Here is a 26259-nt window from a genome sequence, read left to right on the forward strand (position 1 = left end):
CGTGACATACAGCACCCCGGATGGCGGGAACCGGGTACGGCGCAGTGCGGAAAACCGTACAGGGCTCTAATGTGCTATCACTTTGCTAGACAACCGACGGCGGGCGCCGACCACCGCCCGCCCGGTCGGACAGGTGTGAAATCAGCGAGGATCCAGGGGGATCGCCATGCCGGACACCATCGGCACGACCGACGCCGTGACATCGGCGGACATACCGGAGAGGCCCGCACCGCAGGTGCGGGAGAAGCCGGCCCACGACATCGGCGGCGGTCTCGCGCTGCTGCTGGGGCTGGCCGGACTGCTCGCCGGCGCCGGCGCGATCGCCTGGGGCATCGCCTTCGGCAACTCCGGGCAGGCAGCGGCGTGCGCGGTGCTCGTCGTCTGCGGGGTCCTCATCGGCCTCGCCTCCGTCACGGCGATGAGCGGGCTGAACACCGTCGCCCCGGGCGAGGCCCGCGTCGTCCAGCTCTTCGGCCGCTACCGGGGCACGATCCGCACCGAGGGCCTGCGTTGGGTGAACCCGTTCACCAGCCGCGAGAAGATCTCGACCCGGGTGCGCAACCACGAGACCGCCGTCCTGAAGGTCAACGACGCCTACGGCAACCCCATCGAGCTGGCCGCCGTCGTGGTCTGGCGGGTGGAGGACACCGCCCAGGCGCTGTTCGAGGTGGACGACTTCCTGGAGTTCGTCTCCACCCAGACCGAGGCGGCCGTCCGGCACATCGCCATCGAGTACCCCTATGACGCGCACGACGACGCCCTCTCGCTGCGCGGCAACGCCGAGGAGATCACCGAGAAGCTCGCCGTCGAGCTGCACGCCCGGGTCGAGGCCGCCGGTGTGCACATCATCGAGTCGCGGTTCACGCACCTGGCCTACGCTCCGGAGATCGCCTCCGCGATGCTCCAGCGGCAGCAGGCGGGCGCGGTCGTCGCGGCCCGGAAGCTGATCGTCGAGGGCGCGGTCGGGATGGTGGAGGAGGCCCTGGAGCGGATCAGCGAGCAGGGCTTCGTGGAGCTGGACGAGGAACGGAAAGCGGCCATGGTGAGCAATCTGATGGTGGTGCTCTGCGGGGACCGCGCGGCACAGCCGGTCCTCAACACGGGCACCCTCTACCAGTGACGGAGGACCTCCCGCCCGAGCGCGGGCCGCGGCGGCGCAAGCAGGTGCTGCTGCGGCTCGACCCGCTGGTCCACGACGCGCTCACGCGCTGGGCGGGCGAGGAGCTGCGCAGCGCCAACGCGCAGATCGAGTTCCTGCTGCGCAAGGCGCTCGCCGACGCCGGACGGCTGCCGAAGGGGACGGGCGCGCTGCCCCGGCGGGGCCGCCCGCCGAAGACCGACGGCCAGGACCGCGACACGGACTGAGGGCGGCCGGGCGCAGGACGGAGCACTCCGGCCGGGCACTTCCGCCGCTCTTATGTTCGATTCTTGAGCGAACCTTTTCAGACAACTCAACACCCCGTCTATACATGCCGTGTATACACACCGTGTACATTCCTCGGCATGTCGATCGGACCCACAGGAACCACCCCCCGGCCCGTCGGCCCCACCGGGGTCGCCGCCTGGCTGCGGGATCTCACCACGGGCGCCCGTTTCGCCCTGACGGGCGGCCGGGACAGCTGGCTGCGCACCGCGCTCACGGCGGTGGGCGTCGGTCTGGGCGTGACGCTGCTGCTGATCGCGGCCTCCGTCCCGGAGATGCTGTCCCAGCGGTCGCAGCGGGAGAGCGCGCGAGCGGTGCCCCAGCCCGCCGAGACACCCGCGCGGCTGGATCCGACCCCTGGCACCCTGCTGGTCCGGGCCGTCGAGACGGACTTCCGGGACAAGCCCGTCCGCGGCACGCTGGTGCGGGCGGACGGGCCGGAGGCGCCCGTACCGCCCGGCGTGGACCGGCTCCCCGGCCCCGGCGAGATGGTGCTCTCCCCCGCGCTGGAGCGGCTGCTGAAGTCCGGCGAGGGCGAGCCGCTGCGGGACCGGTTCCCCCACAAGCGCGTCGGCACGATCTCCGACGCCGGCCTCGTCGGCCCCGGCGAGCTCTACTACTACATCGGCTCCGACCGGCTCGCCACGGACCCCCACGCCTCGCGCGTCGACCACTTCGGGGGCGACGCGGACCAGCCGCCACCGGACGCGGTCGCCCTCGTCCTGGGCGCCCTGGGCTGTGTCGTCCTGCTGATGCCGGTGGCCGTCTTCATCGCCACCGCCGTGCGCTTCGGGGGCGGGCAGCGCGACCGGCGGCTCGCCGCGCTGCGGCTGGTCGGCGCGGACATCAGGACCATCCGCCGGATCGCCGCGGGTGAGGCGCTGTGCGGCGCGCTGGCCGGCATGGCCGTCGGCGCGGGCCTCTTCCTCTTCGTACGCCGCTTCGCGACCGGCGTGACCATCCGCGAGGCGGACGTCTTCCCCGCCGACCTCGCGCCGAGCGCGCCGCTCGCCGCGCTCGTCGCCCTCGCGGTGCCCGCCGCGGCCGTGGTCGTCACTCTTTTCGCGCTCCGCCGGGTCGCCGTGGAGCCGCTGGGCGTCACGCGCGGCGGTGCGTCCCGGCGCCGCAGGCTGTGGTGGCGGCTGCTCGTCCCGGCCGTGGGCGTCGCACTGCTGGTGCCGGGCCTCTCGGACGCGAACGTGATGACCTACGGGATCTCGGCGGGCACCTACCGGATCGCCCTGGGCGCGGCGCTCGTCCTGGTCGGCGTCACCGCCCTGCTGCCCTGGCTCGTCGAGCGCTGCGTGGCCCGGCTGCGGGGCGGGCCGGTGGCGTGGCAACTGGCCGTCCGGCGGCTCCAGCTCAACAGCGGCCCGGCGGCCCGCGCGGTCAGCGGCATCACCGTCGCCGTGGCCGGGGCGATCGCGATCCAGATGTTCCTCGCCGGCACCCGGAGCGGCCCTCCGAAGCCGGAGGAGCCCAGCCACTCGGCGCTGCACGGCTCGTTCCGCCCCGGCACGGCCGCGGAGGTGCGCGGCTGGGTGGACCGGTTCAAGGCCACCGAGGGCGTCACGGGCGCCACCGGGTACGTGGAGCGGTACGCCGACAAGGACGCCGGGGGCCCCTTCCCCGTCACCACGGTCATGACCGGCGACTGCGCCACCCTGCGGGAGCTGGCCGAGCTGGGCCCGTGCCGCGAGGGCGACACCTTCGTCGCCCAGGAGCCGGACGGCGACGTCGACACCGCCGGCCGGTTCCCGCCCGGCACCAAGCTGACGATGAAGGAGTACGACGAGGGACCGTCGGCGCGTACGTACCACTGGACGGTTCCCACGAGCGCGCGCGTGGTGCCGACCCGCCCCGACGCGATCGGTGAGCACCGGTACGGCGTGCTGGCCACGCCGTCGGCCGTCGACGTCTCGAAGATGCCGGACGCGGAGACCACGTTCGCGGTGAAGGTGCGGCCCGGCGACCCGGACGCCATCGAGCGGGTCCGCAACACCGCGGCCGCCATCGACCCCTCCGTGCGGATCCGGCGGGCGGGCGGCGTGGTGAAGGATGACCACTACGCGGCCGTGCGGCAGGGCCTGCTGATCGGCGCGGTCCTCCTCCTGGCCCTCATCGGCGCGAGCATGCTCGTCGGCACGCTGGAGCAGCTGCGGGAGCGCAGGCGGCTGCTGTCCGCCCTGGTCGCCTCCGGCGTCCCCCGCTCCACCGTGGGCTGGTCGGTGCTCTGGCAGACCGCGATCCCCGTGGCCCTGGGCCTGGCGCTCGCCGTCGCGGGCGGCCTGGGGCTGGGCTGGGCGACGCTCACCCTGGTCGGCCGGCCGGTGACGGACTGGACGGCCTTCCTGCCGCTGGTCGGCGCGGGCGCGGGCGTCATCGTGCTGGTGACGCTCGCCGGCCTGCCGCCGCTACGGCGGCTGATGCGGCCGGACGGGCTCCACACGGAGTAGGCCCGGCGGCGCGGTGACGGCGGAAGTGCGGGGACGGCCGAAGTGCGGGGACGGCCGAAGTGCGGGGACGGCCGAAGTGCGGGGACGGCCGAAGTGCGGGGACGGCCGAAGTGCGGGGACGGCCGAAGTGCGGGGACGGCCGAAGTGCGGGGCGGTGCCACGGGGGCACCGCCCCGCACCCGTACGCCCGTGACCTCGCGTCAGCCCCGGAGTATCCGGACCGGAAGGCTTCGCATGGCGGCCCGCAGCGCCTCGGCGAACTGCTCGAACTCCTCCTGCCGCGCGGCGCCCGCGCGCATCGCCAGGGCGACCCTGCGCGAGGGGGCCGGGTCGGCGAAATAGCCGGTCGCCAGCGCCTCGCTGCGGTCGGTCTCGACGCGCAGCGCCGTACGCGGCAGCAGGGTGACGCCCATGCCGCCGCCGACCAGCTGGACCAGGGTCGACAGACCGGCGGCGCTGGTGGTGACGGGCATGCCGGTCGTCCGGCCGGCCTCCCGGCAGATGTCGAGGGCCTGGTCGCGCAGGCAGTGCCCCTCGTCCAGGAGCAGCAGGTCCAGCTCGCGCAGCGCGGCGCGCGGGATGTCCCCGCGCCCGGCCAGCCAGTGGTCACTCGGAGTGACGAGCACGAAGTCCTCGTCGAAGAGCGGGAGCTCCGTCACACCGGGCGCGCCGAGGGGCACGGCGAGCAGCAGGAGGTCCAGCCGGCCCTGCGCCAGCCCGTCCAGCAGGGACGAGGTCTGCTCCTCGTGCACCTGGAGGTCGAGGGCCGGATAGGCGTCGTGGACCAGCCGCAGGACCGTGGGCAGCAGATAGGGCGCCACGGTCGGGATCACCCCGAGCCGGAGCACTCCGGTGAAGGGGGCGCGGGCCGCGTCGGCCTCCTCCAGCAGCTCACCGACCGCGTCGAGGACGGTACGGGCACGGGCGGCGAGCCGCTCGCCGGCCGGGCTGAGCAGCACTTTTCTTGTCGTACGCTCAAGAAGCTGGACGTCGAGCACCTCCTCCAGCGCCGAGACGGCGCCGGAGAGCGCGGGCTGGCTCATCCCTATGGCGGACGCGGCGTCGCGGAAGTGCAGGTGCTCCGCGACGGCGGCGAAGGCACGCAGCTGGGCGAGGCTGAGCTGCCGCGGCCGGGCCGGCGCGGCCTTCGTGGCGGCCCCCGCGGGGCTCTGGCCGGGGTCCTTCCCCGGGGCTATGGGAGACATGACTGATAACCACCTCCGATCAACTTCCATCAGTCTAGCTATTTCCGTTATCAATGACTCCTGTGGCAGGGTTGGTCTGTCCAACCCGAAGGAAGCTCCCGAAATGGGACGTTTCTCGTTACAAGGAGAGCGCGTGCTCACTGTCGGTGACAAGTTCCCCGAGTTCGACCTGACCGCCTGCGTTGACCTCGACGCGGACAAGGCTTTCGCGCAGATCGACCACAAGACCCACGAGGGCAAGTGGAAGGTCGTCTTCTTCTGGCCGAAGGACTTCACCTTCGTCTGCCCCACCGAGATCGCCGCCTTCGGTAAGCTGAACGACGAGTTCGCCGACCGTGACGCCCAGATCCTCGGTGTGTCCGGCGACTCCGAGTTCGTCCACCACGCCTGGCGCAAGGACCACGCCGACCTGCGTGACCTGCCCTTCCCGATGCTGGCCGACGCCAAGCACGAGCTGATGCAGGCGTGCGGCGTCGAGGGCGAGGACGGCTACGCCCAGCGCGCCGTCTTCATCGTGGACCCCAACAACGAGATCCAGTTCGTCATGGTGACCGCCGGTTCCGTCGGCCGTAACCCCAAGGAGGTCCTGCGGGTCCTCGACGCCCTGCAGACCGACGAGCTGTGCCCCTGCAACTGGAACAAGGGCGAGGGCACCCTCGACCCGGTCGCGCTGCTCGCGGGCGAGTGACCCGATGGCCCTCGACGAGCTGAAGTCCGCCATACCGGACTACGCCAAGGACCTGAAGCTGAACCTCGGCTCGGTCATCGGCAACTCCGACCTTCCCCAGCAGCAGCTGTGGGGCACGGTCCTCTCCTGCGCGATCGCGACCCGTTCGCCGATCGTCCTGCGTGAGCTGGAGCCGGTGGCCAAGGAGAACCTCTCCCCCGAGGCGTACACCGCGGCCAAGTCCGCGGCGGCCATCATGGCGATGAACAACGTCTACTACCGCACCCGGCACCTGCTGTCGGACCCGGAGTACGGCAACCTTCGCGCGGGTCTGCGGATGAACGTCATCGGCAACCCCGGCGTGGAGAAGGTCGACTTCGAGCTGTGGTCCCTGGCCGTCTCCGCCATCAACGGCTGCGGCATGTGCCTCGACTCCCACGAGCAGGTGCTGCGCAAGGCCGGCGTGGAGCGCGAGACGATCCAGGAGGCGTTCAAGATCGCCTCGGTGCTGCAGGCCGTCGGCGCGACCCTTGAGGCCGAGGCCGTGCTGAACGGCTGACGGACGGCACAGCCGCACGTCGCACATACGAAACGGTCCGCCGACCTGATGGTCGGCGGACCGTTTCGCATGCCTGCCCTCGCCCCCGCCCGGAGCGCTCGGCCGGTGGGCCCGCCCGTGCGCTCGGCCGACGCGTACGCCCGGTGCCCCGGTCGTCGGTCCGTCCGCCGCGTCGTCCCCCGCACGGGAACACCCGGCGCGGGGGCGGGCCCCACGCCGGGCGGACTCCGCGTCAGGTCCGGGGGGGCGCCTCGCCCGGTGGCTCACCGGGCGGCATCGCGCCTGCGGCCGACGCCCTCGCGGCCGTGGTGACGGACTCCTCCGGCCGAGGTCCGTCCGCCGCGGCCGCCCGCAGGGCGTTCTCCTTGGCGTGGGCCCGTAGATAGCCGACGACCGTATTGGTGACGGCGGCCAGCGGGACCGCGACCACCGCGCCGCCGATGCCCGCGATCAGCGAGCCCGCGGCCACCGAGAGGACCACCGCGAGCGGGTGCACCCGCACGGCCCGGCCCAGGATGAAGGGCTGGAGGACATGGCCCTCGATCTGCTGCACCGCGAGCACCACGACCAGCACCATCATCGCCGTGAACACATCGCGCGTCACCAGCGCGACCACCACCGCCAGCGCGCCGGAGACCACCGCGCCGACGAGGGGGATGAAGGCGAAGAGGAAGATGAACACGGCCAGCGGCACGGCCAGCGGCACATCGAGGAAGAACAGCCCTATGCCGATGAAGATCGCGTCGATCAGGGCCACTATCACCGTGCCGCGCACATACGCGGTGAGCGTCGCCCACGCGCGCGGACCCGCGCCCGCCACACCCTCGCGGGCCGCCGCCGGGAACAGCTTGAGCAGCCACTCCCAGATCTTCGGGCCGTCGTAGAGCAGGAAGAGCGTGCTGAACATCGCCAGCAGGATGCCGGTGAGCACCTCGATGATGACCTGGACACCCTCTATGCCCGCCGAGGTGATGTCCTTGGTGTTGGTGCCGATCGCCTGGCTGAGGTTGTCGGCGATGTTGTTGATCTGGTCCTCGGTGACATGGAACGGGCTGTTGAGGAGCCAGTGCTTGAGGTCCTTGATGCCCTGCTGGACCTGTGTGGACAGGTCGTCGAGGTTCTCCGTCACCTGCCAGACCACGAACCAGCCGACCAGGCCCATGACCACGAACCCGGAGATAAAGGTCATCGCCGTGGCCAGGCCGCGGGGCACGCCGCGCCGCTTGAGCAGGGCGACGGTGGGCTGGAGCAGCGCGGTGATGAGCAGGGCCGCGGTGAAGGCGAGCACCACCAGCTGGACCGCGCTGATCACCCGCATCAGCACCCAGAGGGTGCCGGCCAGGATCAGCAGCCGCCAGGCCACCTCGGCCGCGACGCGCACACCCCAGGGGACGGTGGCCACCGGGTCGGGGCGCGCGGCGACGGCCGGGGCGTAACCGGGCGGCGGCGGTACGTGCTCGGCCGTGGGCTGCGCGGGCGGCTGCCCGGCGGGATCGGCCGCCGGCACGGGGGCCGCGGCGGGCACGGGCTCGGGGCCGGAGGCGACCGGACTCACCGGGGCCGGCGTCTCCGCCGCACCCGGGTCCTCGCCCTTCCGGGCTTCGAGACGGTCGGCGAGGCGGGACAGGCCCGCTCCCACACCCCCGACCAGTCTTGGCAATCTCGACATTTCTCTTCCTCTACCCCCACTCCCCCGCGGCCATGGTGACGACGTTACCTGTGCCCGCTGTCATCGATGCCGACGGGCGTCGTGGGGGAAGACACACGGGACCCCCGGCCGGGCTGCGACCGGGGGTCCCGCGAGAGGCATGGAAGTTACCGTGGGTACGGCCTAGGCGTGGGCTAGTACCACTGGTTGGCCTGCCAGAACGACCAGGCGCCGCAGGGGCTGCCGTAGCGCTCGTTCATATAGCCGAGGCCCCACTTGATCTGGGTGGCGGGGTTGGTCCGCCAGTCGGCACCGGCCGACGACATCTTGGAGGCGGGCAGCGACTGCACCAGGCCGTAGGCGCCGGAGGAGGCGTTGGTCGCGGTGTAGTCCCAGCTGCTCTCGTTGTTCACGATGTTGCTGAAGCACTGGAACTGGTCGCCGGGGACCATCTGCCGGGCCATCGCCTGGACCTCGGCGGTGGAGTAGGAGCCCTTGACCGCGAAGTCGGAGGCGTCGCGCGCGGCGGACCGGCTGCTGACCTCGTCCTTCTTCTCGCGCTCGGCGGCGTCCTTCTTCGCCTGCTCCTTCTCCTCCGCCTCCTTCTTCGCCGCGGCGTCCGCGGCGTCCTTCTTGGCGGTGGCGTCCTCGGCGGCCTGCTTGCGCGCGGTCTCCTCGGCGTCCTTCTTCGCGGCCGTGTCCGCCGCGTCGGACTGGGTGTCCGCCTGCTGCGTCAGGGAAGCGGTCTGGGCCTGGACGTTGTGTCCGACGGGGATCTCCGCGAGGAGCGTCGCGTCGGCTGCGGTGGCCTCGACCTGAGGGGTCGTGCCCTGGTCGCTGCCCGAGGCGACACCTACGACGGCGCCGACGGTGGTGACCGCGGTGGCGGACGCCACGGCGAATCCCCGGACCGAAATCCGGCTCACACGGTTTCCTTCCAGCATCGCCCGCATAGGTGACCTCGCGGACGCAATCGTGCCCCTGGCGCTGGCCTCCGTCGTGCCGGTCCCGTGGAGCGGAGAACCGACTGGTCACAGAAGGCGCTGACCCGGTGGGGCCTCCCGCGGGGGAGGTCCGTGTGACGCTCGGGCGGCATACGGCGACGCTGTTCAGTTCTGTGGTGTCGCACCCCAAGAGGTGCGGTGGTGCCGTATGCGGGGGCCTGACAGGACCCAGACTTTGCCCGACCGGGACGCCCCGAGGCAATTCCGCGTTGCGTGGGAAAGCTCACACGCCGTTTACGCCAGGGATTTCCCGGAAAACCAGGCGCCGCACAACAGCGCGCGGCTAAGCTCCTACGCTTTGCCGCGCGCTGCCGTCAAGCCGCCGTCCGGGCGGCCGTTCAGGTCATGCCGGATCCGTATCAGATACGGCCGTCCTCCAGCATTTCGGTCACCAGCGCCGCGATCGGCGAACGCTCCGAACGCGTCAGAGTGACATGCGAGAAGAGCGGATGGCCCTTCAGCTTCTCCACGACGGCGACCACTCCGTCGTAACGCCCCACGCGCAAGTTGTCGCGCTGCGCCACATCGTGGGTGAGAACCACCCGCGAATTGGCCCCGATTCGCGACAGAACGGTCAGCAGAACATTCCTTTCGAGCGATTGGGCCTCATCCACGATCACGAATGCATCGTGCAATGAGCGGCCGCGGATATGGGTGAGCGGCAGCACCTCGAGCATGCCGCGCCCGACGACCTCCTCGATCACCTCGGCGCTCGTCACCGCCGAGAGGGTGTCGAAGACGGCCTGGGCCCACGGGCTCATCTTCTCGGCCTCGCTGCCGGGCAGATAGCCCAACTCCTGGCCGCCCACCGCGTACAACGGCCGGAAGACCATCACCTTGCGGTGCTGCCGCCGCTCCAGGACGGCCTCCAGGCCGGCGCACAGCGCCAGCGCCGACTTGCCCGTGCCGGCCCGGCCGCCCATGGACACGATGCCGATGTCCGGGTCCAGGAGCATGTCCAGGGCCACCCGCTGCTCGGCGCTGCGGCCGTGGATGCCGAACGCCTCGCGGTCGCCCCGGACCAGCCGCACCGAGCCGTCGGCCGCCACCCGGCCGAGGGCCTTGCCGCGCTCGGACTGGAGCACCAGCCCCGTGTGCACCGGCAGTTCCGCCGCCTCCGGCACCTCGACGGCCTCCGTGGCGTAGAGCTCGTCGACCTGCTCGGCGGTGACGGCGAGCTCCGCCATGCCCGTCCAGCCCGAGTCCGTGATGGCGAGCTCCGCGCGGTACTCCTCCGCCAGCAGGCCGACCGCGGACGCCTTGATGCGCAGGGGCAGGTCCTTGGACACGACCGTGACGTCGTATCCCTCCGCCTGGAGATTGCGGGCGACCGCGAGAATGCGCGAGTCGTTGTCACCGAGGCGGAACCCGGCGGGCAGTATGCCCGTATCCGAGTGGTTGAGCTCGACCCTGAGCGTCCCGCCCAACTCACCGATCGGAATCGGTGAGTCGAGGCGGCCGAATTGCACCCGGTATCCGTCCAGCAGGCGCAGCGCCTGCCGCGCGAAATAACCGAGCTCGGGGTGGTGCCTCTTGGCCTCCAGCTCCGTGACCACCACCACGGGCAGCACGACCTCGTGCTCCTCGAAGCGGGACATGGCGCCTGGGTCGGCCAGCAGGACGCTGGTGTCGAGGACATAGGTGCGCCGGTCGTTCTCACGGCGCTTCTTGCTGGTCACCACGGGTGGACGAACCCCCTCGGGGAGAGGTCGGGGCGCGACGGCGTCGCCGGGGAATGGGCCGGGTCGATGCCCTTCGAGGGCCGGACGCCGGCCCTCCGCGTCGTCCGCGCGACCTCTCGGGTCCGCACGGTCCGCACGGTCGTCGTCCGTGTGCAAAGGGCCTCCCGGGCGGGCGGCCCCATGCCGCCCGCTGGCAGAGCGACGGTCTTTGGACAGACCGTCGACCTGGAGGGGATATTCCCGCTGTACCGCTTGACCATGCAACGGCATATGCGACGACGGGGTGAACCCTCGTTCCGCCGGGCCGCGGAACAGTCGCTCCGGACCGGCCGCCACCTGGGTTCCGACCTGTCAACCGGCTTGCCCACCGCCCCGGTGGACCGCCTTACCGTGCCTCCCGGCCGGACTTCGAGGCCATTCCCGGCCTTGTCCGTCCGTTGTACCGGCCCGTGGTGTCAGCCGCCGTAACGGCGGTGCCGCGCCGCGTAATCCCGCAGCGCGCGAAGGAAGTCGACCTTCCGGAAAGCCGGCCAGAAGACTTCGCAGAAGTAGTACTCGGAGTGCGCGCTCTGCCAGAGCATGAAGCCGGACAGGCGCTGTTCGCCACTGGTGCGGATGACCAGATCCGGGTCGGGCTGGCCGCGCGTGTAGAGGTGCTTGGAGATGTGCTCGACGTCGACGGTCTCGGCCAGTTCCTCGAAGGAGGTGCCGTTCTCGGCGGCTTCGAGCACCAGCGACCGCACCGCGTCCGCGATCTCCTGCCGGCCGCCGTAGCCGACGGCCACGTTGACCAGTATTCCGTCGACGCCGAGGGTGTCCTGCTCGGCCTCCTTCAGCACCGACTGGGTGCGGGCCGGCAGCAGGTCCATGGTGCCCACGTGGTGGACGCGCCAGCGGCCGTCGGCGGCCAGCCCGCGGACCGTGTTCTCGATGATGCCGAGCAGCGGCTTGAGCTGGTCGGCGGGCCGGTCCAGGTTGTCGGTCGAGAGCATCCAGAGCGTCACGACCTCGACGTCGGTCTCGGCGCACCAGCCGAGCAACTCCGAGATCTTGTCCGCGCCCGCCTGGTGCCCCTGCTCCAGCGTGCGGCCGTCGGCCCGCGCCCAGCGTCGGTTGCCGTCCAGGATGACGCCGATGTGCTTGGGCACCTGGGCGTGGTCGAGGCGGCCTTCCACCCGGCGTGCGTAGAGCCTGTACACCAGGTCGCGCAACTTCACGTCTTCCAGCCCCTCCATGCCACGGCGGTCGCCCCGAGGGCGCCACATTACTGCCCGCGTGTCACGAGAGCCCAACTCGGCCTGTCACAGGTCCGTGATAGTCAGATACACATGACCGATTCCACTCATTCCGCGCACTATCGTGCGGCCGAATCCCGCTACGACTCGATGGAGTACCGGCGTACGGGGCGCAGCGGCCTCAAGCTGCCCGCCGTCTCCCTCGGGCTGTGGCACAACTTCGGCGACGACCGTGCCCTGGAGTCCCAGCGCGCCATTCTCCGCCGCGCCTTCGACCTGGGCGTGACCCACTTCGACCTGGCCAACAACTACGGACCGCCGCCGGGCTCCGCCGAGCTGAACTTCGGCAAGATCTTCGCGCAGGACTTCCGGCCGTACCGTGACGAAATGGTGCTCGCCACCAAGGCCGGATATCTCATGCACCCCGGCCCGTACGGGGAGTGGGGTTCGCGGAAGTACCTGCTCTCCTCGCTCGACGCGTCGCTGGGCCGGATGGGTGTCGATTACGTCGACATCTTCTACTCGCACCGCTTCGACCCGGAGACCCCGCTGGAGGAGACGATGGGCGCGCTCGCGTCCGCCGTCCAGCAGGGCAAGGCGCTCTACGCGGGCGTGTCCTCGTACAACGCCGAGCAGACCCGCGAAGCGGCCCGGCTGCTGCGCGAGATGGGCGTACCGGCCCTGATCCACCAGCCGTCCTACTCGATGATCAACCGCTGGACGGAGGACGACGGCCTGCTGGACGCCCTGGAGGCCGAGGGTATGGGCTGCATCTCGTTCGCGCCGCTCGCCCAGGGTCTGCTGACCGACAAGTACCTGCACGGCATCCCGGAGGGCTCCCGCGCCTCGCAGGGCAAGTCGCTCGACCCGGAGCTGCTGACGGACGACGTCGTGGAGCGGCTGCGCGGGCTGCACGCCATCGCGGAGCGCCGTGGGCAGTCCCTGGCCCAGCTGGCCCTGACGTGGGTGCTGCGTGACCCGCGGATGACCTCGGCGCTGATCGGCGCGTCCAGCGTGCGTCAGCTGGAGGCGAATGTCGCCGCGCTCGGGACATCGAAACTGACCGATGAGGAGCTGGCCGAGATCGACTCCTTCGCGGTGAGTACCGAAGGTGTCAACATCTGGGCCCGACGCGGCTGAAATCCGACGGGTCTCCACACCGTCACGCACCGTGACACCCGGGCAGAAAAACGGGCCGGTCCGTGGGGGGGATACGGACCGGCCCGAGGGGGGGTTTCCACCTTAACCGCTCGGAGCACCTGTTCCGCGCATCGGCGAGGGTGACGGCGCGCGCCATGCTGACACTGGGTGACGTTGTTGATCTTGAACGGGCGGGCACGGACGGCCGCTTCGGGTCCCATAAGGCCCTTCAGCACTGGCCTTACGGTGTAGAACCAGCCATCCTGAGCCCCGGCGGAACCTCGCTCTCCACCCTTTCTAAAAACGTCCTGAAAAGTCACCCACGCTTGACGCGTTTGGCTGTTTTTGGCGTCACGCGTGGACACTTTCGGTAGCGAGCTCGGCGTTTTGCGCCAGATGTCCATTCCGAGCGGGTCGGTCGGCGAGCAGGGCGGGGACGAGTGTGGCGAGACCGATCAGAGCGAGCGCGGCACCGAGCCAGAGCGGCGCCCGCAGCCCGAACGGACCGATCACCATCCCGCCCACCCATGACCCGATGGTGACGCCGAGGGTGATGAAGGAGGAGTGGACGGTGTTGACCAGCGGCCGGGCATTGCCGGTGCGCTGGACCCGGGTGGCCATGGCCGGGTTCATGGTGACGCCGACCAGGCCGATGCCCAGCATGCAGACCACCGCCGGCACGGTCAGGTGGGCGAAGAGCGCGAAGCCGGCCAGGAACAGCAGGTTCAGGGCCAGGCCGGCCACCTGCACACCGACGGTGTGCCGGTCGGCGAGCCGGCCGACGACGCTGTTGCCGACCACGGTGGCCGCGCCGTAGCCGATGAGCAGCAGCGGGACGGTGCCGTGGGCGAAGCCGGTGACCTCGGTGAGGATCGGGTTGAAGTAGCTGAACGCGGCGAAGGTCGCGCCGATGATGAAGGTGCTGGTGGAGAGGGTCAGCCAGAGCTTCGGGTTCCGGAAGGCGCCCAGCTCCTCGCGGACGCTCCCGCCGCCCTCGGAGCGCGTCAGCCGGGGCACACCGGCGAGGGTGCACAGCGCGGCGGCCACGGTCAGGGCGGCGATGGTCCAGAAGGCGGCGCGCCAGCCCAGCCGCTCGCCGATGAGCGTGGCGAGGGGCATCCCGAGGAGGGTGCCGAGCATCAGCCCGTTCATGGCGACGGCCATGGCCCGGCCGCGGACCTCCGGGCGGGTCAGCTGGGCGCATATCGAGAGGGCGACGCCGAAGAACGCCTGCGAGGCGACGCCGCTGATGACGCGCGCCGGCAGCATGACCCCGTAACCGGGCGCGGCGGCGGCCATGACGGTACCGGTCAGGGAGACGGCGAACAGGAGGATCAGCGCCTGTTTCTGGCGCATCCTCAGCACCGCCACGGTCAGCAGCGGGCCGCCGACGGCCATGGCCACCGCGAAGGCGGTGATGAGGTAGCCGATCTCGGGGACGGTGACGCCCAGCCCCTCGGCCATCTGCGGCATCAGTCCGGCGACGACGAACTCGCCGGTCACCAGGGCGAAGATGCCCGCGGCGAGGACGTATACGGCACGTGGCATGCAGGTGCTCCTGTGCGGTGCGGTGTTGGGGATCGGTCGTTTTGGATCGATCAGTACAAAATCAGCCCAAGGAAAGGCGAGCGGGCGGAAGGCGGTGGGTGGGAGGTGGGCGAGGGGTGGGGCCGTCCGGGCAGGCGGGCGCGGCCTCTTCGCCGCTACCCGCGCCGGGGGCTCAGAGCGCGTCGACCGTGGTGCGGGCGATGCCCTCCAGCGCCGCCCGGTCGATGCCGGCCCGGGCCGAGACGCGCATGCCGCCGATGGCCGCGGCCACGAAGTGCGCGAGCGTACGGGCATCCTTGGCGGCCTCGATGTCGCCGTCGCGCTGACCGGACTCCAGGGCGGCCGTCAGCGCCTCCAGGCGGCGCCGGTAGTCGCGCTCCAGCTCACGCGCCACCTCGGCGTCGCGGGCCGCCAGCTCCACGGCGGTGTTGACGAACAGGCAGCCCCGGCCGTCGTCCGCGTGCGCGGACTCCTCCTCGATGACGCGCTCCAGCATCGTGCGGACCTTCTCCCGTGCGGGGAGGTCCGATTCGAGCAGCTCGACCACCGAGGCGGACTTCGTCTCCAGATAGCGCCCCAGGGCCCGCCGGAAGAGGTCGTGCTTGCTCTTGAAGGCGTTGTAGATGCTGCTCCGGCCGAGGCCGGTGGCCTCGCACAGGTCCTGGGTGGAGGTCGCCTCGTACCCGGCGGTCCAGAACGCCTCCATCGCGGCGTCGACCGCCCGCTCCTCGTCGAACTTCCTCGGTCGGGCCATGGGACGACCGTAACATGTTTTGGATCGCTTGATCTAAATCATTAGGGGCCGGCCGCCGCGCCGCCCAGCAACACCCCCAGCCACGCTCCCACGATCATGAACGGCCCGAAGGCCAGGGCCGTCCCGCGCCCGGCCCGCCGCGTCACCAGCAGCGCCGTGCCGTACAGCGAGCCGAGCAGCAGCCCCGCGAAGGCCCCCGCGAAGAGCACCGGCCAGCCGTACCAGCCGAGGGCGCAGCCCAGGCCGAGCGCCAGCTTGACGTCCCCGAATCCCATCCCGCCCGGATGGATCAGGAACAGCGCCAGATATCCGCCCCCCATCGCCAGGCCGCCCAGCAGGGCCCCGGCCCAGGAGCCCGCGGCGCCGGGTATCAGCGCGACCGCCCCCAGCGAGGCCGCCACCCCGGCGGCCAGCGGGAGCGTCAGGACGTCCGGCAGCCGCCGCACCGAGCGGTCGACCGCCGCGAGCAGCACCACCACGGGCGCGGCCAGCAGCCACACCAGCAGCTCGGGCCGCGTGCCCGAGGCCGCCGCCAGCCCCGCGCAGCCGAGCGCGGTGGCCACCGCCGGCCACCGCGCACCCCCGCCGTACCCCGCCCCGCACACCCCGCAGCGGGACCGGCCCAGCCAGCCCCCGACGGCGTGCCCGCAGGGCCCCGCCGAGCGCCAGGGCTCCGCCGGCTCCACGCTCAGCCGATAGCGCGCCCGCGCGACGGCCCGCCCGGCCACCGCGCCGTACACCGCCGCGAGAACGACCAACAGCGCATCCATGACCCGAGATTACGGACGATCGCCGGTCTCCGCCGGAGCCTGTGGATAAAGTGCCCGGAGGCGCCGCGCCGGGTGACGAACCGGCATGCCTCGCGCCCTGCTCTCCTGCTCTCCGGCTCTCCGGCTCTCCGGCTCTCCGGCTCTCCGCGCGGAAGGATCACGGCATGCCCCGATGGCGGGACGGCACCGGTCTGCTCCTCCTCCCCGACCGCCCTCCGGTCCCACTGGAGATCGCCTCCTCCTACCGCGCCCGCACATGGGGGCTCCTCGGCCGGGACGGCGTCGAGGGCGCGCTGCTCCTCACGCCGGCGTCCGGCATCCATACGTTCCGGATGCGGTTCCCGATCGATGTGGCGTATCTGGACCGGGAGTTGACGGTGCGGGTGGTTCGGACGATGGCGCCGGGGCGGTTGGGGTTGCCGCGGGTTTGGGGGCGGCATGTGCTGGAGGGGGCTGCGGGGTCTTTTGGGGGGTGGGGGGTGGGGTTGGGGTTCGGGTGGGGTGTGGGGCCGGGTGTGGCGTGAGGGCGGTGGGTGGTGCCGCTGCGCGGGGCTTGTTCCCCACCCCGCCCCTTCCCGCAGCATCCGATGTGCGGCTCCGCCGCGCGGGGGGCTCCGCCCGGACCCCGGTCCTCAAACTCCCCCAGCTACCGCTGGGGGTGCCCCCAGGAGGTGCCCCCGGACGGGCTGAGTTGTTGCCCGGAACCGGGCGGAAAGCCGACCTCGGACAGGGGCGAAAAATCCAGCCCGGCCGGCGCTTGAGGCCACCGCGCGTCAGCGCGGAAAAGGGGCCCGGGGGCGTCAGCCCCGGTTACGGGAAGGGGCGGGTAGGGGACAAAGCCCCGCGCAGCGGCACCCACCCCTCACCCCCGCCGTACCCGCACCGTCCACACACCCAGCCCCAGCAGCAACCCCGACCCCACCCCCACACCCACATAACCGACCACCCGCAACACTCCACCCCCACCACCCGCCGCCGCCCCACCCCCCACGAGCTTGTGGACAGACGGCGCGGCCGAAACCCCCGCATCGGCGAGGTCGACATCCAGCGTCACCGGCACCGCGTCCGAACCGGCCCTCCCCACCCTCGGGTTGAGGCTCACCTGGAGGTAGTACCAGCCCGCGAGGCGCATCCCCCGCACCGCGTCGCCGCCCCCGCCTGAACCTCCCGCGCCCGCCGGGGGCGTGGCCAGCGAGAGGGTGGCGTCCCGGCCCTGGTAGCCGGCCGTCTTGTTGAGGACATATCCGCGTGCGGCGTTGTTCAGCCCCAGCCGTACCCCGCTGATCACGTACGGGGCGGTGCCGTCGCCCCCCGCGCCCCCGAACCTCGCGCTCGCGAACAGCTGCCGGCCCGCGCCGACCTCGACCCGGTAGAAGCGCGTCTCGCCGGGGCGGAGTTCGTCCTTCCAGGATCCGGCCCGGATGTCCGTGGCGTCGTTGAACCCCGAGCCGCCGACGACGTCGGCCGCCGGGCGGCGCGACCTGGGCGGGGGCTGCGAGCTCCAGGCGCCGGAGGAGGCCGTGGTGTCCCCGGCCCGCGCCGCCGGGCCCGTCTCGTACCGCAGTTCGACCGGCACCGGCGTGGAGTCACCGCCCGTCGCGTCGCCCCGCGCCACCGCGAAGCGGTACGTCCCCGCGGCCCCGCAGGGGGCGCCGGGCCGGACGACCCGCTCCGCGTAGTCGGCGACGGGATAGGCCCCTCCGGCCGACAGGAACGTCCGGTGCCGCCCGGCCCCGCAGGGCGTGCCGGACGCGTCCTCCAGGACCACGTCGATGCCGTCCCGCGTGCCCATCGTGGCGCCGGGCCGGGGCACGGCCACCGCCGAGACGTAGGCGCTGGAGCCGGCGTCCAGCTCGACGCTGTAGTACTTGCGCTCGCCGGGCCTGACACTGTCCGTGTACGTGGCGGAGCCCGGCCTCAGTAACGGGCCTCCCGTGGCGCTCCCGGAGCCGCGGACCTCCTGCGCGCCCGCCGCCATCCGGTAGACCGGCAGCGCGCTCGCTCCCCTGCCCTGCCCGGCCGCCCCGGCGCTCCCGGCCGCCGCCAGCACCCCCAGCGCCGCCGTTCCGACGAGCCAGCAGCCCCTCATCTCCCGCCTCCCTCACCAGTCCCCGGCCTCAGCGGTGCCCCATCCTGCCCTGCGGTGCGCGACGGGCGCGAGGGTTCCGCACGGAGGGCGGCGAGGGCGGCCTCGATGGTGCGGACGGTCAGCCGGGGGCGGTGGAAGACGTCGTCGCGGGTGAAGCGGAGGAGCCGCCGGACCTCCGGGCAGCCCGCCAGTTCGTTGAAGCGCATCGCGTCGTTCTGGTGGGCGGCCCGGGTGCCGTGCCAGGTGAAGCCCTCGATCTCGACGCCCAGACCCTCCGCGCGGAAGAGGAAGTCCAGCCGTGCCGTCCTGCCGCGCGCCGTGACGACCTCGGCCTGCGACTCCGGCCGGAGCCCGGCGGCGCGCATCTCCAGCCGCGCCTTGGACTCGGCCGGGGAGCCGCACCCGCCGTCGGTGAGCGCGAGGGCCCGCCGCGCGCCGCGCGTACCGGGGCGGCGCGCGGAGGCGGCCAGGGCGGCCTCGACCTCGCCGCCGTCCACCGCGCCACGGGCGAGCGCGGAGTCCGCGGCGATGACGCCCTCCTCCAGCGGGAGCGTCCGCAGCAGGTCGCAGACCGTCCGCACGGGTGTCGTGACGCGCACTCCGGCGACGACCGTGACCTCCTCCTCGGCCACCGGGATCCCGTGCACCACGGCCCCGGCGGCCCGCCGCCCCCGGCCTGGGGTGGTCAGCTCCGCTCCGTACGGCCGTATCAGCGCGAGGCCGTGGGCCGCGGCGGCCGAGCTGTGGCTGGCCACCAGCTCGGGGTGGCGCAGCTGCCAGGCACGCAGCCGCAGCGGCAGGTCGACCACCCGGCCGGGCTCGGCCCAGGCCCCCGGGTGGATCCGGCTCCAGCCCGCCCGCCGCAGTGACCGGGCCACCCCGTCCGCCCGCAGCCCGACGCCGGCGGCCTGCGCGGCCAGCACGATCCCTCCCTGCGCGGCGGCCACTTCGCGCAGCCGCCGGTGATCCGCCCTCATCGCCCAAGGACACCGCACCCGCCCGGTTCCGCGCGAGCCCTGTGGATAACTCCGGCCCGAGGGCGTGGGGCGCCGCCCGTTCAGCCGTGTCGCGGGAAGCTGACCTCCACCCGCCGGTTCTTCCGGCGGCCCTCCTCGGTGGCGTTGTCGGCGATCGGGAACAGCTCTCCGTAGCCCCGGATCTGGTAGCTGACGCCGGACGAGCCGACGTCCTCGGCCAGTTGCCGCTGGACGGCGTTGGCGCGTTCCTTGGACAGCTCGACGCCGTGGGCGGTGGAACCCAGGTTGTCGGTGAAGCCGAAAACCCTCAGGGTGGTGGCGCGCTGCTTGGTGACCTCGTCGGCGATGGCACGGATCTTGGCGTGGGCGGCGGTGCCGAGGGAGGAGCTGTCCTTGTCGAAGAGGACCTCGGCCTGGAGGGCGAAGGTGACGGCGACGTTGGTGTCCTCGCGGCGTTCGTCGCCGTCGCCCGTCTCGACCACGGACTTGATGTCGAGGACCCGGCCGGGCGCGAGTTCGGCGCCGGAGCGCAGCTTCAGGTCGGGGTCCTTACGGTCGATCCGCACCGGTGGGGACGTGTCGGCGGCGCTGCCGGGGCCGCTGTCCGCGCGGGCGGGGACGGTGGGCGCGGCGGCGGCCAGCAGGGCGGCGGCCACCGCCGCGGCGGCGGCGCCGCGGCGGATCGCTCGGGGCGTCGGCACGGCCTGCCTCATCCCGAGATCCGCACACGGACGGACGGCATGGTCGGAAGCTGGAAGTCGACGGCCGTGACGCTCTCGGGCGGTGCCGGGAACTGCGCGAAGACCGGGCGGCTCTCCTGCGGCTTGATGTTGGTCAGGCCCGTGCTGCACAGACACTCGCCGTCGGTGTCCCGGAGCACCAGATAGCGCTTCTTGCTGGAGCCGTCGACGAGTGAGGCGCCGGAGAGGGAGGAGCGGGACTTCATCTCCGTCTCCTTCGAGAGCCAGTGGATGGCGTTGAAGGGCTTCTGGCCGCGGTTGGTCAGTGTGCCGTCCACCGTCACGAAGCCGCCGCTGTCCCGCCGCGCGGAGGTGAGCGTGATGACGACGCCGTCCGGCCCCTTCATCTCGCCTATCGCGCCCGCCCGTGGGGAGGCCCCGTCCGCGCCGTCCGACGCGTCCCCCTTCCCCTGCTTGCCCTCCTTACCGTGCGAGGCGGCCGCGCCGGGTCCGTCCGACGCGTCGTCGCCTCCGCCGCAGCCTGCCGCGGTCAGTGTCAGGACGGCCGCGAGGGCCGTCGCGGCCGCGCCTCTGCGGGCCTTCGTCGTGTGCCGCATGCTCATGGGTCGCGTTCCTTCGTTCGTCGCCGGGCGGGCGCGCCGGCCAGGAGGGTCGGTCGGGGAGGGCCGACGGGACCGGGCGGTCGCGCCGGCCCGGCTCGTCGGCCCGGCTCGTCGGCCCGGCCCGTCGGTCGGGCCCGTCGGTCGGGCTCTCGGTAAGGCCCGTCGGTAGGGCTCCCGGTCGGGCTCCGGGGCCATCGGCAGGGCTCGTCCGTCGCGGGCCGGACACCGGGCGCTCGGGCCGTACGCGCCGGGCGGCCCTCGGCCGGGCGGCGCGGGACCGCGGGCCGGTCCGCCGACGCCGCGCGGCCGGCCCGGCCGGACCGGGGATCGGATGTCGTCGCGGGCCGCCTCCCGTCAGTCCGCCAGGCGGACCGCGAAGAGCGCCCGGGCCGCTCGCGCGAGGTCGTCGGGGCGCGCCGGGTCGATCCTCACCACGTCGCCGCCGCACACGATCTCGACGGGCGCCGGCCACCCCGGGGACGGCGAACCCGATGGCCCGGGCGACGCCCCGCCCGTCGGCCGGGGCGCCGGGTCCCCCGCGGGCCCACCGGCGGCGCAGCGCGGTTCCACCACCGCCCGCGCGGTCGCCGTCGCGTACGTGTCCTCGGTGCCGGGGACGACGGACCGGCCGACGGGCTCGGCGGCCCTTACGGTCACGGTGAAGGCGGCGGGCAGGTCGCCGTCCGGCGGCACGCAGTCGCCCACCAGGCCGGCGCCGTTCAGCGTCGCGTACGAGGCCGCCGCGCCGCAGGCGGCGTCGGGCGAACCGGCCCGGCCGGTCAGCCAGTCCGTCCACCCGGTGCCCGTGCCGCTGCCCGCCAGGCCGCCCAGGGCGCCCAGGAGGCCCGTACGCAGCTGGTCGCGGTAGCTCTGGGCCGCGGCCAGGGCGGCGGCGTCCGCGGCGGTCTGGGCGCCGTTCTTGTCGGCTCCCGCCCGGCCCACGGCGAAGAACGCGAGCGCGAGGAAGAGCAGGCCCGCAACGGCCGTGAGGTAGATCGGGAACGCCTGCCCGGCGTCACCCGCCGCGCGGCGCCGGCGGGTGACGGCCGCCGTGGCCCGCCCGCGCGCCGGACCGCCGGTCAGCCGCTGGTCACTTCGGTGATCTTGTCGGAGATGGCGCTCGCGATCGCGCTGCCGAAGTCGGTCCGGGTCAGCACGAGGACGATCGCCACCACGACGGCGATGATGCCCAGATACTCGATCGCGGTCTGGCCGCGGTCGTTTCCCAAGAAGCGCTTGCCCATCGTCTTCCCCTCCATCGGCGGCCGGCCCCGGCGGATCCGGTGGCTCCACCCCCGTGACGCCGCTCACGGCACAAGAAAAGTACGCCGGAACGGCAGTGGCGGAACAGGGCACGCGACGCGATTCCTCACCCTTCGGGGGGAGTTGGCACGCCGGACACCCGGTCGGCCCCCGCATCGATACCCCCACACGTACCGCACCACCCCCTTGCCCCACCGGCTTCACCCCTTTCATTTCCCCGTGAGGGTCCCGAAGTCCGTCCCCGACCCCAGGAAGAACCCCGCCACCAGCAGGATCATCGTTCCCGGCACCATGAACGCGGTGATCACCACGGTGGCCTTGGGGACGGCGCGCGCGGCGCGGCGGCGCGCCTGCTGCGCATCGGTGCGACGCATGTCGTCGGCGATGGCGATCAGCGTGTCGACGATCGGCGCGCCCAGCTCCTCGCCCTGCTGGAGGGCGGTGACGAACTGGGCGACCTGTTCGGAGTCGTTGCGCCGGCGCAGCTCCTCGAACGCCTGCCGGCGGCCGACGCCCATGTCCATCTGGCGCAGGGTGATGCGCAGTTCGTCGGCCCACGGGCCCTCGTACTTCTCCGAGACCCGGTCGAGCGCCTGCCGGAAGCTCAGCCCGGCGCTCACCACCACCGCGAGGACGTCCAGGAAGTCCGGCAGCGTCCGGTCGATCGCGTCCTTGCGCTCGCGCACCGCCGCCCAGATGCCGACCTCGATCCAGAACAGGCCGAAGGCGCCCAGCAGCAGCGCCAGGAGCACCTCGCCGTCCAGCAGCATCACCAGCGCGCCGCCGAAGCCGAGGGCGCCGTAGACCGCGCGCCGCGCCGCGTAGCGGTCGACGGTCAGGCCGCCCGGGTTCCCCGCCCGGTCGATGCGCCCGCGGACCTTCGACACCCGCTTCTCGCCCATCATCCGCAGCACCAGCGGCGCGTACCGCATGCCCAGCCGGTCGACGGCGGAGCCCACGGCCGTCGTCCGGCTCGCGCCGACCTCCAGTGCCAGCGCCAGGTCGGCGGGCAGCCGCGCCTCGCTGCGCCAGAGGGCGACGCCCGCGCAGCACCCGGCCACGGCCAGCGCGGCCAGCAGCCCCAGCAGAAGACCCATCTCCCCGCCCCTCAGACGTCGATCCTGGACAGCTTGCGGATGACGAGGAAGCCCACCCCGTAGAGGCAGAAGGCCGCGACCACGGCCGCCTGTCCGAGGAAGCCTGAGGTCATCCGGTCGATCGACCCCGGTGCGATCCGGTCCATCAGCAGCAGCGTGCCGATGCCCATCAGCGGGACGACATAGGCGGTGACGATCACTTGAGACAGCTGCGTACGGACCTCCCGGCGCGTCTCCTTCCGCTCCTCCAGCGTCCGGGTGAGGTTGCGCAGCGAGCTGACGACCGTGCCGCCCGCCCGGTTCGACAGCACCAGCGTCGTCACCAGCACCACCAGCTCCCGGGAGGGCAGCCGGTCGGCGAGCTCGCCGAGCGCGTCGTCCACGGAGTGCCCGACCGCGAGCTTGTCGGCGACCTTGGCGAGCTCCTCGCCCGCCGGGGCCTCCATCTCGTCCGCCGCCATGGCCAGCGCCGTGCGCAGGGCGAGGCCCGCCTGGGTGGCGTTGGCGAGGATGCGGGAGAGCTCGGGCAGCTGATTGATGAACCGCTCGATCCGCTTGCGCCGCTGCCAGGTCAGGACCCCGGAGGCGGACCAGATCCCGATCCCGCCGGCCAGCGGCCCGAAGAAGGGCGCGAGGGCGGAGGCCGCCACCAGCCACAGACCGGCCGCCGCCGTGACCGTGCCGACCGTGAACTCGGCCGGGGTGACGGCCAGCCCGGTCGACGCGAGCCGCAGCTCCAGCCGCCGCCCCGCGCGCGTCGCCCGCAGCCGCCGGTCGAGGCCGGCGAAGTACCGGGCCCGGCCGGCGGGCGGCAGGACCGGGGTGTCGGACAGCCGGTCGACCAGCGCCCTGCGCTGCGCCCGGCCCGCCGCGTACACCAGCAGGCCGGCGATGCCGAGGGCGCAGGCCAGCAGGGTGGCTCCGACCGTAAGGGCGACGAGTCCGTCCATGGCGGCTACCTCTGCCTCGCCTCTCGGAGGGTGAGTTCGGTGGGGAAGGCCGCGATGCCGAAGGCGGGCGGTACGGACTCGTCGGCCATCCGCAGCCGTTCCGCCACGCGCTCGGGGACCGGGAAGCAGGAGAACGCGCCGCGCACGATGCGGTCCGAGTCCATCGGCCGGGCGTCGAAGCGGCAGACGGTGGCCAGCCGGTAGTCCTCGCGGCCGTGCGAGTCGAGGAGGGCGATCTCGGCGACGCGCCGGCTGCCGTCGGCCTGCCGGGTGAGCTGGATCAGGCAGTCGACGGCGCTGTTGATCTGGTCCCGCAGCGCCTCGTAGGGGATCTTCACCTCGGACATGGACGCCAGCGTCTGGAGCCGCATCAGCGCGTCCTCCGCGCTGTTGGCGTGGACGGTGGCGAGGGAGCCGTCGTGGCCGGTGGACATGGCCTGGAGCATGTCGAGGGTCTCGCCGCCGCGCACCTCGCCGACAATGATGCGGTCGGGCCGCATGCGCAGGGAGTTGCGCACGAGGTCGCGGATGGTGATCCGGCCCTTGCCCTCCACGTTGGGCGGCCGGGACTCCAGGCGGATGACGTGCGCCTGCTGCAACTGGAGCTCGGCGGCGTCCTCCACGGTGATGATGCGCTCGCCCTCGGGGATCAGCCCGGAGAGGGCGTTGAGCAGCGTGGTCTTCCCGGAGCCGGTGGGCCCGGAGACCACCACGTTGAACTTCGCCCGGACGAGCGCGGAGAGCAGCAGCAGCATCCGCTCGTCCAGCGTGCCCATGCCGATGAGCTCGGGCAGGGTGTACGCGCGGGGGAAGCGGCGGATGGTGAGCGTCGCGCCGTTGAGGGCCAGCGGCGGGATGATGACGTTCACGCGCTCGCCGCTGGGCAGCCGGGCGTCGACCATCGGATTGGACTCGTCCACCCGGCGGTTGACGGTGGAGACGATGCGCTCGATGGTCTGCATCAGCTGCTCGCCGGAGGCGAAGCGGACGGGGACGAGCTCGACCCGCCCGGCCCGCTCGACGAAGATCTGGTCGGGGCCGTTGACCATGATCTCGGTGATCGAGGGGTCCTCCAGCAGCGGTTCGAGCACGCCGAGGCCCAGCGCCTCGTCCACGACGCTGCGGATGAGCCGGTCGCGCTCGGCCGTGGAGAGCACCGGGCCCTCACGGCTGATGATGTGCCCGAGGACGCGCTCCAGCCGGCCGCGGCGCTCGCCGGCCGCGAGCGCGGACATCTCGGCGAGGTCGATCTCCTCCAGCAGCTTGGCCCGGTAGACGGGCACGAGGTGACCCGGCTCCCGGCCGCCGGGCGGCACTTCGGGGGCGACGATCCGTGCCCGCAGGCTCATGGCGCACTCCTCGGATTCGGATACGGATTCGGGTACGGATGGAGGTCCACCGCGGCGGGGCAGGCCATGGTGGCCCGGCGGGTCACGGTCCGGTCGCCGAGGAAGGGAAGGACGGAGGGGATCTCGACGGTGACGGTCGCGGTGGTCCGCCCGCCGCCGTCGCACAGCGGCGCCTGTGGGGCGCCCTCCGTCCGCAGCCACCCGCTGAGCGCGGCCCGGCCCGCGTCGCCCGGCGACACCCGCGGATCGTCCAGCGTGGCCGTACGCGCCGCCGCCCGCGCCGCGCCGCCGGCCTGCTGCGCGGCGTACGCGGCGAGCCCGAGCTGCACGGCCGCGAGCCCGACGAGCAGCAGCACGGGCAGGAACCCCAGGAACTCAATGGAGGCGGTGCCGCGGTCCCGGCCCGGACGCCTCCGGGCCCGTGCCGCACCGAGGCGGGCGGCGGACCGTAAGGCGCGAAGGCGGGCACCGGCCGGGGCGGCGGCGAGACCGGCGCGCCTCCGTAAGGTGCGACCCGGCGCGGCGCGGAGGCTCACCCGGCGTGGGACGCGCGCGCCCGGACCCCACCGGCCCCGGCGCGGGACGCGCCCGCCCGGACCCCACCGGCCCCGGCGCGGACGCCCGGATCCCGCACCCTGCCGCTCCGCACCCTCGCGCACGCTCTCCATCGCTCAGTCCTCCCTCGCCGCGCCTGCGGAGCTCTCGACCGTCCAGGGCCAGTCGACCGCCCCGGGGAACAGCACGGGGACGGGCAGGGACACCCGGGCGCGGTAGACGCCGCCCTCCGCGCCGCAGCCGATGCCGCCGTCGCCCCACGCGCCCGGGACGTCCGCGCGAGCCGCGCTCGCGCAGTCGCCGCCCGCCGCGCCCGCCCGCGCCCCCTTGTCCGCCGCGTCCCCGGCGAGGGAGTAGGTGTAGCCGATCAGGACGCACTGCCAGACCACCGCGAGGACCACCAGGATCAGCGGGAACAGGCCGAGGAACTCGACGGCGACCTGGCCCCGGTCGCCGCCCCGGCGGCGGAAGCGGCTCACCGGTACGGGCGCGAGCTGGTCGGGCCCGGTGCCGCCGCCGGGGCCCAGCGCGGCGCGGCGGCGGCGCAGGCCCCCGGTGAGCGAGCGGTCCGCGTGGGCAGATCGG

The 26259-nt window shown here is 73.0% G+C and carries 26 protein-coding genes; 7 read left to right on the forward strand and 19 right to left on the reverse strand.

What is annotated here, in order from left to right; all coding sequences use genetic code 11:
- Positions 1 to 166 precede the first annotated feature (166 nt).
- From AF335_RS26205 to AF335_RS26215, 3 genes are all read left to right on the forward strand, one after another.
- Positions 167 to 1120 carry an SPFH domain-containing protein gene (locus tag AF335_RS26205; RefSeq protein ID WP_102920857.1) on the forward strand — a complete coding sequence of 318 codons (954 nt, stop codon included), beginning with the start codon at positions 167 to 169 and terminating at the stop codon, positions 1118 to 1120.
- Positions 1117 to 1365 carry a type II toxin-antitoxin system antitoxin gene (locus AF335_RS26210; protein WP_102920858.1) on the forward strand — a complete coding sequence of 83 codons (249 nt, stop codon included), beginning with the start codon at positions 1117 to 1119 and terminating at the stop codon, positions 1363 to 1365. The genes AF335_RS26205 and AF335_RS26210 overlap by 4 nt, the downstream gene beginning before the upstream one ends.
- Positions 1366 to 1503: 138 nt before the next feature.
- Positions 1504 to 3879 (forward strand): FtsX-like permease family protein, encoded by a 2376-nt coding sequence (locus tag AF335_RS26215; RefSeq protein WP_102920859.1) that lies wholly within the window; start codon positions 1504 to 1506, stop codon positions 3877 to 3879.
- A 200-nt stretch (positions 3880 to 4079) separates the two neighbouring features.
- On the opposite strand, the gene AF335_RS26220 is transcribed toward AF335_RS26215, so the two are convergent.
- Positions 4080 to 5084 carry a hydrogen peroxide-inducible genes activator gene (locus AF335_RS26220; protein ID WP_102920860.1) on the reverse strand — a complete coding sequence of 335 codons (1005 nt, stop codon included), beginning with the start codon at positions 5082 to 5084 and terminating at the stop codon, positions 4080 to 4082.
- A gap of 133 nt (positions 5085 to 5217) precedes the next feature.
- Here AF335_RS26220 and AF335_RS26225 point away from each other — a divergent pair, with 133 nt between their 5' ends.
- Both AF335_RS26225 and AF335_RS26230 read left to right on the forward strand, forming a co-directional pair.
- Positions 5218 to 5772 carry a peroxiredoxin gene (locus AF335_RS26225; protein WP_102920861.1) on the forward strand — a complete coding sequence of 185 codons (555 nt, stop codon included), beginning with the start codon at positions 5218 to 5220 and terminating at the stop codon, positions 5770 to 5772.
- A 4-nt stretch (positions 5773 to 5776) separates the two neighbouring features.
- Positions 5777 to 6310 carry an alkyl hydroperoxide reductase gene (locus AF335_RS26230; protein ID WP_102920862.1) on the forward strand — a complete coding sequence of 178 codons (534 nt, stop codon included), beginning with the start codon at positions 5777 to 5779 and terminating at the stop codon, positions 6308 to 6310.
- A gap of 232 nt (positions 6311 to 6542) precedes the next feature.
- Here AF335_RS26230 and AF335_RS26235 read toward each other — a convergent pair whose 3' ends face one another.
- The 4 genes from AF335_RS26235 to AF335_RS26250 form a co-directional block, all read right to left on the reverse strand.
- Positions 6543 to 7979 carry an AI-2E family transporter gene (locus AF335_RS26235; RefSeq protein WP_102920863.1) on the reverse strand — a complete coding sequence of 479 codons (1437 nt, stop codon included), beginning with the start codon at positions 7977 to 7979 and terminating at the stop codon, positions 6543 to 6545.
- Between the two features lie 173 nt (positions 7980 to 8152).
- Complete coding sequence (locus AF335_RS26240) at positions 8153 to 8884, reverse strand: aggregation-promoting factor C-terminal-like domain-containing protein (RefSeq protein WP_102920864.1); 732 nt, start codon at positions 8882 to 8884, stop codon at positions 8153 to 8155.
- Between the two features lie 437 nt (positions 8885 to 9321).
- Positions 9322 to 10644 carry an RNA 5'-3' helicase PhoH2 gene (phoH2, locus tag AF335_RS26245; protein ID WP_102920865.1) on the reverse strand — a complete coding sequence of 441 codons (1323 nt, stop codon included), beginning with the start codon at positions 10642 to 10644 and terminating at the stop codon, positions 9322 to 9324.
- A 455-nt stretch (positions 10645 to 11099) separates the two neighbouring features.
- A complete protein-coding gene (locus AF335_RS26250) occupies positions 11100 to 11861 on the reverse strand; it encodes an isoprenyl transferase (RefSeq protein ID WP_102920930.1) in 762 nt (253 codons plus the stop codon).
- A gap of 111 nt (positions 11862 to 11972) precedes the next feature.
- On the opposite strand from AF335_RS26250, the gene mgrA reads away from it, so the two are divergent.
- The gene (gene mgrA / locus AF335_RS26255) at positions 11973 to 13019 is read left to right on the forward strand and encodes an L-glyceraldehyde 3-phosphate reductase (protein WP_102920866.1); all 1047 of its coding nucleotides are present in this window, start codon (positions 11973 to 11975) and stop codon (positions 13017 to 13019) included.
- Between the two features lie 351 nt (positions 13020 to 13370).
- Here the strand turns inward: mgrA and AF335_RS26260 are convergent, their stop codons facing one another.
- The 3 genes from AF335_RS26260 to AF335_RS26270 all read right to left on the reverse strand — a co-directional run bounded on the left by AF335_RS26260 (position 13371) and on the right by AF335_RS26270 (position 16091).
- Positions 13371 to 14567: an MFS transporter gene (locus tag AF335_RS26260; RefSeq protein ID WP_102920867.1), complete on the reverse strand. Its 1197-nt coding sequence runs from the start codon at positions 14565 to 14567 to the stop codon at positions 13371 to 13373.
- Positions 14568 to 14739: 172 nt separating this feature from the next.
- Positions 14740 to 15321 carry a TetR/AcrR family transcriptional regulator gene (locus AF335_RS26265; protein ID WP_102920868.1) on the reverse strand — a complete coding sequence of 194 codons (582 nt, stop codon included), beginning with the start codon at positions 15319 to 15321 and terminating at the stop codon, positions 14740 to 14742.
- A 41-nt stretch (positions 15322 to 15362) separates the two neighbouring features.
- Positions 15363 to 16091: a prepilin peptidase gene (locus AF335_RS26270; RefSeq protein WP_102920869.1), complete on the reverse strand. Its 729-nt coding sequence runs from the start codon at positions 16089 to 16091 to the stop codon at positions 15363 to 15365.
- A 164-nt stretch (positions 16092 to 16255) separates the two neighbouring features.
- Here AF335_RS26270 and AF335_RS26275 point away from each other — a divergent pair, with 164 nt between their 5' ends.
- Entirely contained in the window at positions 16256 to 16615 is a 360-nt protein-coding gene (locus AF335_RS26275; protein ID WP_102920870.1) for a DUF192 domain-containing protein, read from the forward strand.
- Positions 16616 to 16953: 338 nt separating this feature from the next.
- Here AF335_RS26275 and AF335_RS26280 read toward each other — a convergent pair whose 3' ends face one another.
- The 11 genes from AF335_RS26280 to AF335_RS26330 form a co-directional block, all read right to left on the reverse strand.
- Positions 16954 to 18180 carry a hypothetical protein gene (locus AF335_RS26280; protein WP_102920871.1) on the reverse strand — a complete coding sequence of 409 codons (1227 nt, stop codon included), beginning with the start codon at positions 18178 to 18180 and terminating at the stop codon, positions 16954 to 16956.
- Positions 18177 to 19157: a hypothetical protein gene (locus AF335_RS26285; protein ID WP_102920872.1), complete on the reverse strand. Its 981-nt coding sequence runs from the start codon at positions 19155 to 19157 to the stop codon at positions 18177 to 18179. The genes AF335_RS26280 and AF335_RS26285 overlap by 4 nt, the downstream gene beginning before the upstream one ends.
- 80 nt (positions 19158 to 19237) lie before the next feature.
- The gene (locus tag AF335_RS26290) at positions 19238 to 19870 is read right to left on the reverse strand and encodes an OmpA family protein (protein ID WP_102920873.1); all 633 of its coding nucleotides are present in this window, start codon (positions 19868 to 19870) and stop codon (positions 19238 to 19240) included.
- Positions 19867 to 20460, reverse strand: coding sequence for a hypothetical protein (locus AF335_RS26295; RefSeq protein WP_102920874.1), 594 nt, complete (start codon positions 20458 to 20460; stop codon positions 19867 to 19869). Before AF335_RS26295 ends, AF335_RS26290 begins: the two co-directional genes overlap by 4 nt.
- Before the next feature lie 354 nt (positions 20461 to 20814).
- A complete protein-coding gene (locus tag AF335_RS26300; protein ID WP_102920931.1) occupies positions 20815 to 21543 on the reverse strand; it encodes a pilus assembly protein TadG-related protein in 729 nt (242 codons plus the stop codon).
- The gene (locus AF335_RS26305; protein WP_107422008.1) at positions 21540 to 21704 is read right to left on the reverse strand and encodes a Flp family type IVb pilin; all 165 of its coding nucleotides are present in this window, start codon (positions 21702 to 21704) and stop codon (positions 21540 to 21542) included. The genes AF335_RS26300 and AF335_RS26305 overlap by 4 nt, the downstream gene beginning before the upstream one ends.
- A 228-nt stretch (positions 21705 to 21932) precedes the next feature.
- The gene (locus AF335_RS26310; protein ID WP_102920875.1) at positions 21933 to 22820 is read right to left on the reverse strand and encodes a DUF5936 domain-containing protein; all 888 of its coding nucleotides are present in this window, start codon (positions 22818 to 22820) and stop codon (positions 21933 to 21935) included.
- An 11-nt stretch (positions 22821 to 22831) separates the two neighbouring features.
- Positions 22832 to 23770, reverse strand: coding sequence for a type II secretion system F family protein (locus AF335_RS26315; protein ID WP_102920876.1), 939 nt, complete (start codon positions 23768 to 23770; stop codon positions 22832 to 22834).
- A 5-nt stretch (positions 23771 to 23775) separates the two neighbouring features.
- Positions 23776 to 25119, reverse strand: a complete 1344-nt coding sequence (locus tag AF335_RS26320) for a TadA family conjugal transfer-associated ATPase (RefSeq protein ID WP_102920877.1) — start codon at positions 25117 to 25119, stop codon at positions 23776 to 23778.
- The gene (locus tag AF335_RS35960; protein ID WP_244927163.1) at positions 25116 to 25499 is read right to left on the reverse strand and encodes a TadE/TadG family type IV pilus assembly protein; all 384 of its coding nucleotides are present in this window, start codon (positions 25497 to 25499) and stop codon (positions 25116 to 25118) included. The genes AF335_RS26320 and AF335_RS35960 overlap by 4 nt, the downstream gene beginning before the upstream one ends.
- A gap of 291 nt (positions 25500 to 25790) precedes the next feature.
- A partial coding sequence (locus tag AF335_RS26330; RefSeq protein WP_244927153.1) for a TadE/TadG family type IV pilus assembly protein occupies positions 25791 to 26259 on the reverse strand: 469 nt, incomplete at its 5' end.

The organism is Streptomyces eurocidicus, assembly GCF_002891295.1.
In the GTDB taxonomy this organism is placed as follows: Bacteria; Actinomycetota; Actinomycetes; order Streptomycetales; family Streptomycetaceae; genus Streptomyces; species Streptomyces eurocidicus.

Coding starts and splice junctions, on each gene's coding strand:
- AF335_RS26310 (WP_102920875.1), bottom strand. CDS start 22,820: ATGGGTCTTCTGCTGGGGCTGCTGGCCGCGCTGGCCGTGGCCGGGTGC.
- AF335_RS26295 (WP_102920874.1), bottom strand. CDS start 20,460: ATGAGCATGCGGCACACGACGAAGGCCCGCAGAGGCGCGGCCGCGACG.
- AF335_RS26280 (WP_102920871.1), bottom strand. CDS start 18,180: ATGAGGGGCTGCTGGCTCGTCGGAACGGCGGCGCTGGGGGTGCTGGCG.
- AF335_RS26320 (WP_102920877.1), bottom strand. CDS start 25,119: ATGAGCCTGCGGGCACGGATCGTCGCCCCCGAAGTGCCGCCCGGCGGC.
- AF335_RS26260 (WP_102920867.1), bottom strand. CDS start 14,567: ATGCCACGTGCCGTATACGTCCTCGCCGCGGGCATCTTCGCCCTGGTG.
- AF335_RS26220 (WP_102920860.1), bottom strand. CDS start 5,084: ATGTCTCCCATAGCCCCGGGGAAGGACCCCGGCCAGAGCCCCGCGGGG.
- AF335_RS26290 (WP_102920873.1), bottom strand. CDS start 19,870: ATGAGGCAGGCCGTGCCGACGCCCCGAGCGATCCGCCGCGGCGCCGCC.
- AF335_RS26275 (WP_102920870.1), top strand. CDS start 16,256: ATGCCCCGATGGCGGGACGGCACCGGTCTGCTCCTCCTCCCCGACCGC.
- AF335_RS26265 (WP_102920868.1), bottom strand. CDS start 15,321: ATGGCCCGACCGAGGAAGTTCGACGAGGAGCGGGCGGTCGACGCCGCG.
- AF335_RS26270 (WP_102920869.1), bottom strand. CDS start 16,091: ATGGATGCGCTGTTGGTCGTTCTCGCGGCGGTGTACGGCGCGGTGGCC.
- AF335_RS26235 (WP_102920863.1), bottom strand. CDS start 7,979: ATGTCGAGATTGCCAAGACTGGTCGGGGGTGTGGGAGCGGGCCTGTCC.
- AF335_RS26215 (WP_102920859.1), top strand. CDS start 1,504: ATGTCGATCGGACCCACAGGAACCACCCCCCGGCCCGTCGGCCCCACC.
- AF335_RS26305 (WP_107422008.1), bottom strand. CDS start 21,704: ATGGGCAAGCGCTTCTTGGGAAACGACCGCGGCCAGACCGCGATCGAG.
- AF335_RS26230 (WP_102920862.1), top strand. CDS start 5,777: ATGGCCCTCGACGAGCTGAAGTCCGCCATACCGGACTACGCCAAGGAC.
- mgrA (WP_102920866.1), top strand. CDS start 11,973: ATGACCGATTCCACTCATTCCGCGCACTATCGTGCGGCCGAATCCCGC.
- AF335_RS26205 (WP_102920857.1), top strand. CDS start 167: ATGCCGGACACCATCGGCACGACCGACGCCGTGACATCGGCGGACATA.
- AF335_RS26315 (WP_102920876.1), bottom strand. CDS start 23,770: ATGGACGGACTCGTCGCCCTTACGGTCGGAGCCACCCTGCTGGCCTGC.
- AF335_RS26285 (WP_102920872.1), bottom strand. CDS start 19,157: ATGAGGGCGGATCACCGGCGGCTGCGCGAAGTGGCCGCCGCGCAGGGA.